Genomic DNA, 6,671 nt, shown 5'->3' with positions numbered 1-6,671 from the left:
ACCCGCGGACGACGTCATCCTCAACCCGCAACACGACTACACCAAGACCCTCCTCGGCGCCGCACCCGAGCCCGACAACCTCGGCCGCCTCCGCGACGAAGTCCGCACCGAACTCGGCATCGCCTGAGCGGGCCCGGAGCGGGGGAGGGAACCGGCTAGACTGGCCGCACAACTGAAGACAGGCCGAATGACCCACGCGGGAGAGCCCCGGCGCATGTTGCCGGGCACCGAAGGAGCAAGCCTCCCCGCCAATCTCTCAGGTACGCGTACCGCGCGGTTCCGGCCACTCTGAAAAGCGATCCTCCGCACGGACGGATCCGCCGACGGTGAAAGCTCCGCCTCTGCGCGCGGGCGAAGCTCTCAGGCCTATGACAGAGGGGGAGTTCCGAGGTATGGCGACGTCGCCGTGCCGCCCGTCCGCATCCGGGAGAACTCCATGTCCGATCCCCGTTACACCCCGCTCCGCGAGCGCCACGAGGCGCTCGGTGCATCCTTCACCGATTTCGGCGGCTGGCAGATGCCGGTGCGCTACACCTCCGACCTCGCCGAGCACCATGCCGTGCGCCAGAGCGCGGGCATCTTCGACATCTCGCACATGGCCGAGTTCACGGTCCGCGGCGCCGACGCCGGTGGTTTCCTCGACTACGCCCTCGCCGGCCGCCTCTCGGCGCTCGCGATCGGCAAGGCGAAGTACTCGCTGCTGCTCGCCGAGTCCGGCGGCATCATCGACGACGTGATCGTCTACCGACTGCAGGACGACGATTTCCTCATCATCTCCAATGCGGGCAACCGCGACGCGGTGTCCGCAGCGCTGGCCTCCCGCACCGAGGGGTTCGACGTCGCCGTGCACGACGTCTCCGACGACTACGCACTCATCGCCGTGCAGGGTCCGCACTCCGAGGCGATCCTCGCGGCGACCGATGCGATCACGGAGGTGAGCGTGCCGTGGGCGGAGCAGAAGTACTACGCCTGGGCTTCCGCGAGCTACGAGGGTGCTCCCTTGCTGCTCGCCCGTACCGGCTACACCGGTGAGGACGGCTTCGAGCTGCTCGTCGCCGCCGACCGTGCCGCGTCGCTCTGGGACGCGCTGCTCGTCGCGGGTGAAGCGCACGGTCTCGTCCCCGCCGGCCTCGCCGCTCGGGACACGCTGCGCCTCGAGGCGGGCATGCCCCTCTACGGGCACGAGCTGAGCCTCGACACCCGGCCTGCCCAGGCGGGTCTCGGCCGGGTGGTCGTGACCGCGAAGGAGCGGTTCGTCGGGAAGGACGCGCTCTCCGCCTCCGACGGGACCGTCGACGCCCCCGTGCTGGTCGGCCTCGTCGCAGAGGGCAAGCGCGCCGGACGCGCCGGATACGCCGTGGTCGACGACGCCAGCACGACCCTCGGCGAGATCACCAGCGGTGCTCTCAGCCCCACTCTCGGCCACCCGATCGCGATGGCCTATGTGCACCCGTCTTCCGCCGAAGAGGGAACCGCAGTATTCCTTGATGTGCGGGGGACCAGGATCCCCGCGACCGTGACCGCCCTGCCTTTCTACCGGAGGACCAAATGACCGATCTCACCGCCCTCAGCTACACCGAAGAGCACGAGTGGATCGCCGCTGACGGCGACACCGTGACCATCGGCATCACCGATTACGCTGCCGAGAAGCTGGGCGACGTCGTCTTCGTCGAGCTCCCCGCCGTCGGCACCGAGGTCACCGCCGGCTCCGTCGTGGGCGAGATCGAGTCCACCAAGTCCGTCGGCGAGCTCTACGCGCCCGTCACCGGCACCGTCGTCGAGATCAACGATGCGGCCGTCGACGACCCCTCGCTCGTCAATGCCGCGCCTTTCGAAGGCGGCTGGCTGCTCAAGGTCGCCGTCGCCGACGGGGCGCTCGATGGACTGCTCGACCGCGACGCCTACGTCGCACTCACGGAGGGCTGATTCACCCGTGGTCACTTTCGCCGATCGTCACATCGGACCGACGGACGCCGCCCAGCAGAGGATGCTCGATGCTCTCGGCATCGATGCCGCCGTCGCAGATGATGCGCTGAGCCCGATCGAGGCGCTGATGCGCCAGGCCGTGCCCGCATCCATCTACACGGGCCCGTCCGACGCGGAGTCGCTCATCCCGGCGGCCGCGAGCGAGACCGAGGCTCTCGCCGAGCTGCGCAGTCTGGCGTCCCGCAACACCGTGAACCGACCGATGATCGGCCTCGGGTACTACGGCACCATCACGCCGCAGGTGATTCAGCGCAACGTGCTCGAGAACCCGTCGTGGTACACCGCCTACACGCCGTATCAGCCGGAGATCTCGCAGGGTCGTCTGGAAGCACTCATCAACTTCCAGACCATGGTCTCCGAGCTCACCGGATTGAACACGGCCAACGCGTCGATGCTCGACGAGTCGACGGCCGTCGTCGAGGCGATGCTGCTCGCCCGCCGCGCCTCGAAGTCCGCATCGACCGTGTTCGCGGTCGATGCGGATGCCCTGCCGCAGACGAAAGCCATGCTCGCCACACGTGCGGAAGCACTCGGGATCGACATCGTCTCGGTCGACTTCGCCGCGGGTGACGAGCTGCCCGCCGACCTGTTCGGCGTCTTCGTCCAGTACCCGGGTGCATCCGGGCGCGTGTGGGATCCCGCCGCCGTGTTCGACGCCGCGCACCTCGCCGGCGCTCTCGCGGTCGCGGCTGCCGACCTGCTCGCACTCACCCTGATCGCGTCGCCCGGCTCGCTCGGCGCCGACGTGGCGGTGGGCACGACTCAGCGCTTCGGTGTTCCGATGGGCTTCGGCGGGCCTCATGCCGGATACATGGCCGTGCGTTCCGGCTTGGAGCGTCAGCTTCCCGGTCGCCTCGTCGGTGTGTCGGTCGATGCCGACGGCAAGCCCGCGTACCGTCTCTCCCTGCAGACGCGCGAGCAGCACATCCGTCGTGAGAAGGCGACGTCGAACATCTGCACCGCGCAGGTGCTGCTCGCCGTGATGGCGTCGATGTACGCGGTGTACCACGGGCCCGACGGGCTGCGCGCGATCGCCTCCGAAGCGGCGACCAAGGCCGCGCTGCTGCGGGGCTGGCTGATCGAGGCAGGTGTCGAGGTCGTGCACGACGCCTTCTTCGACACGCTGTCGGTGCGCGTGCCCGGGCGTGCCGCCGAGTACGCAGCGCAGGCGCACGACGGCTACGGCATCCTGCTGCGGGTCGCCGATGCGGACACGATCGGCATCTCCGTCGACGAGACGACGACGGTGACCGAGCTGCACCAGGTCGCGATGGTGTTCGGCGGCCCGCAGGAGCGCGTGTTCGGCTTCGCCGACGGCACGAACGCCCTGCCCGCGGATCTGCGCCGCGACGACGACTACCTCACGCATCCCGTGTTCCACGCGCACCGCAGCGAGACCGCCATGATGCGGTACCTGAAGAGCCTCTCGGACCGCGACTATGCACTCGACCGCGGCATGATCCCGCTGGGCTCCTGCACGATGAAGCTCAATGCCGCGACCGAGATGGCTGCCATCACGTGGCCGGAGTTCGCCGGTATCCATCCCTTCGCCCCAGCGGCCGACGTGCAGGGCTACCTCGAGCTCATCGACCACCTCGAGGGCTGGCTCGCCGAGGTCACCGGTTACGACGCGGTCTCGCTGCAGCCGAACGCCGGCTCGCAGGGCGAACTGGCCGGCCTGCTCGCCATCCGGGGATTCCACCACGCGAACGGCGACGAGCACCGCACGGTGTGCCTCATCCCGTCGTCTGCCCACGGCACGAACGCGGCCTCCGCGGTGCTCGCGGGCATGAAGGTCGTGGTCGTCGCGACCGACGAGCTCGGCAACGTCGACCTGGACGATCTGCGGGCGAAGATCGCGCTGCACGCCGACGACCTGTCGGCGCTGATGATCACGTACCCCTCGACCCACGGTGTGTACGAGGAGCAGGTCGTCGAGATCACGGCTGCCGTGCACGACGCGGGCGGTCAGGTCTACGTCGACGGTGCGAACCTCAACGCGCTGCTCGGATATGCCCGCTTCGGCGACCTCGGCGGTGACGTCTCGCACCTCAACCTGCACAAGACGTTCGCGATCCCGCACGGCGGTGGCGGCCCCGGCATCGGGCCGGTGGCGGCGAAGGCGCACTTGGCGCCGTTCCTGCCGTCGCACCCGCTCGCGCAGCGTGCCGAGCACTTCGGCGGATTCACGTTCGACGGCGGCGTCATCTCGGCGGCCCCGTACGGCTCCGCGGGTATCCTTCCGATCTCGTGGGCGTACGTGCGCATGATGGGGGCCGACGGTCTGCGCCGTGCCACCGCCGCCGCGGTGCTGTCCGCGAACTACATGGCCGAGCGCCTCGGTACGCACTTCCCGGTGCTCTACACGGGAGAGAACGGTCGCGTGGCACACGAGTGCATCCTCGATCTCCGGCCGCTCAAGGAGGCCACCGGGATCACTGTCGACGATGTCGCCAAGCGCCTGATCGACTACGGCTTCCATGCGCCGACGATGTCGTTCCCGGTCGCCGGCACCTTGATGGTCGAGCCGACCGAGTCCGAGGACTTCGATGAGATCGAACGCTTCATCGAGGCCATGGTCATGATCAAGGCCGAAGCGGAGGCGGTGGCCGCTGGGCGCTGGCCCGCGGAGGACAATCCGCTCGTGCACGCCCCGCACACCGCGGCGTCGCTGATCACGGGGGAGTGGAATCACGCCTACACGCGCGAGGACGCCGCGTATCCCGTGCACGCCCTGATCGCGGGCAAGTACTGGCCGCCCGTGCGCCGGATCGATCAGGCGTACGGCGACCGCAACCTCGTGTGCGCGTGCCCTCCGGTGGAGGCATTCGCCTGAGTTTCTGCGCATCTGAGCAGGCGGTGCTGCGCTTCTGTGGGAGCGCAGCACCGTCTCGTGTTTCCGGGTGTTTCCGCGATGTTTCCGTTGGTCACCACTCAGTAACAGTTCGTTAGCTGAGGGCCGTGGTTGCACGCGTGTCGGGTTACGCTCAGGTATCCCTGCCTGCTCGATGATGAGCGTGCAGAACCCCCGTGTCCACAGGAGGACGAAAAGTGAAAAGAAACAGGACTGCCCTCGCGGGCACCGCTCTGCTTGCCGTGGGAGCCATCGCGCTCGCAGGTTGCGCATCCGGCGGAGACAACGGCAGCGGTGAAGGCGGCGACGCGTCGACCGGCATCGTCACGGTTCAGAGCAACGAGCCGCAGAACCCGCTTCTCCCGGCTGTGACCAACGAGGTCGGCGGCGGACTCGTTCTGCAGAACATCTTCGCGGGACTCGTGTACTACGAAGCCGATGGCTCGCTCGCGAACGACCTCGCCGACTCGATCGAGTCCGACGACAACCAGACCTGGACCATCAAGATCAAGGAAGGCGAGAAGTTCAGCGACGACACCCCCGTCACCGCCGACTCCTTCGTCGAGGCCTGGCAGTACGCCGCGTCCGACCCCGCCTTCGAGAACCAGTGGTGGTTCGCGAACTTCTCCGGCTACAGCGCCGACGAGGTGAAGGAAGACTCCCTCGCACTCAAGGTCGTCGACGACACCACGTTCACCGTCGAGCTCGCCGCTCCGCAGTCGGACTTCCCGACCACGCTCGGCTACCAGGTGTTCGCGCCGCTGCCCGAGTCCTTCTTCAAGGACCCTGAGGCGTTCGGTCAGGCACCCGTCGGCAACGGCCCGTACGTGCTCGACAAGTGGGAGCACGACTCCGTGATCTCGCTTCTCCCGAACGACAACTACGACGGTCCGCGCAAGGCGCAGAACGGTGGAGTCGACCTCGTCAGCTACGCGACCGCCGAGGCTGCGTACACCGACCTGCTCTCGGACAACCTCGACGTGATCAACCCCGGCGTGCCGCCGACGGCTCTGGCCACGTACAAGGACGACCTGGGCGACCGTGCCGTCGACCAGCCGGCCGCGATCTGGGAGGGCCTGACGATTCCGGCTCGCCTCGAGCACTTCGCGAACGACGAAGAGGGCAACCTGCGCCGCCAGGCCATCTCCTACGCGATCGACCGCGATGAGATCACCGACGTGATCTTCGAGGGCACCCGTACCCCGGCCGTCGACTACACCTCGCCGGTCATCGCCGGGTGGAACGACGACATCGCCGGTTCCGAGGTCACGCACGCCGACGCCGCCAAGGCGAAGGAGCTGTGGGCTCAGGCCGACGCCATCTCCCCGTGGAGCGGCACGTTCACCATCGCGTACAACGCCGATGGCGGACACCAGCCGTGGGTCGACGCGGTCTCCAACCAGATCAAGAACACGCTGGGCATCGACGCCGCTGGTCAGTCCTTCCCCGACCTGGCGACGCTGCGTGAGCAGATCAAGAACCGCACGCTGAACGCGGCCACGCGTTCGGGCTGGCAGTTCGACTACCCGGGTGCGTACAACATCCTGGGTGCGCTGTTCATCACGGGCGCCGGTTCCAACGACGGCGACTACTCCAACCCCGAGTACGACAAGCTCGTGCAGGAGGGTGCCACGGCTCCTTCGGTCGAAGAGGGCAACAAGCTCTTCGAGCAGGCTCAGGAGGTTCTGTTCAAGGACCTGCCCGTCCTGCCGCTGTGGTACCGCTCGACCAACGCCGGTTTCTCCACGCTCGTCGACAACGTCGAGTACGGATGGGACAGCTGGCCGATCGTGTACAAGATCACCAAGGCCGGCGAGTAACACTCCCGCTT

The 6,671-nt window shown here is 67.9% G+C and carries 4 protein-coding genes and 2 riboswitches; all 4 genes read left to right on the top strand.

Translation table 11 applies throughout. The annotated features are described in order from the left end of the window. Positions 1-187: 187 nt before the first annotated feature. A riboswitch (glycine riboswitch) is annotated at positions 188-282 on the top strand. Between the two features lies 1 nt (position 283). Beyond that, positions 284-382: riboswitch (glycine riboswitch) on the top strand. Between the two features lie 54 nt (positions 383-436). Further along, entirely contained in the window at positions 437-1,552 is a 1,116-nt protein-coding gene (gene gcvT, locus WFM69_RS15010; protein ID WP_337006042.1) for a glycine cleavage system aminomethyltransferase GcvT, read from the top strand. Further along, positions 1,549-1,926, top strand: coding sequence for a glycine cleavage system protein GcvH (gene gcvH, locus WFM69_RS15005; protein ID WP_337006040.1), 378 nt, complete (start codon positions 1,549-1,551; stop codon positions 1,924-1,926). The genes gcvT and gcvH overlap by 4 nt, the downstream gene beginning before the upstream one ends. Positions 1,927-1,987: 61 nt before the next feature. Next, complete coding sequence (gene gcvP, locus WFM69_RS15000; protein ID WP_442928448.1) at positions 1,988-4,822, top strand: aminomethyl-transferring glycine dehydrogenase; 2,835 nt, start codon at positions 1,988-1,990, stop codon at positions 4,820-4,822. A 215-nt stretch (positions 4,823-5,037) separates the two neighbouring features. Next, on the top strand, positions 5,038-6,660 hold the full coding sequence (locus WFM69_RS14995; protein ID WP_337006036.1) for a peptide ABC transporter substrate-binding protein: 1,623 nt from the start codon (positions 5,038-5,040) through the stop codon (positions 6,658-6,660). The last annotated feature ends 11 nt before the right edge of the window (positions 6,661-6,671 follow it).

This window comes from Microbacterium sp. LB12, assembly GCF_037150835.1.
Lineage (GTDB): Bacteria > Actinomycetota > Actinomycetes > Actinomycetales > Microbacteriaceae > Microbacterium.
This window is presented reverse-complemented; position numbering and strand designations above follow the sequence as displayed.

Excerpts from the sequence above, each read along its gene's own strand:
- gcvT (WP_337006042.1), top strand. The coding sequence starts at position 437 with ATGTCCGATCCCCGTTACACCCCGCTCCGCGAGCGCCACGAGGCGCTC.
- gcvP (WP_442928448.1), top strand. The coding sequence starts at position 1,988 with ATGCTCGATGCTCTCGGCATCGATGCCGCCGTCGCAGATGATGCGCTG.
- gcvH (WP_337006040.1), top strand. The coding sequence starts at position 1,549 with ATGACCGATCTCACCGCCCTCAGCTACACCGAAGAGCACGAGTGGATC.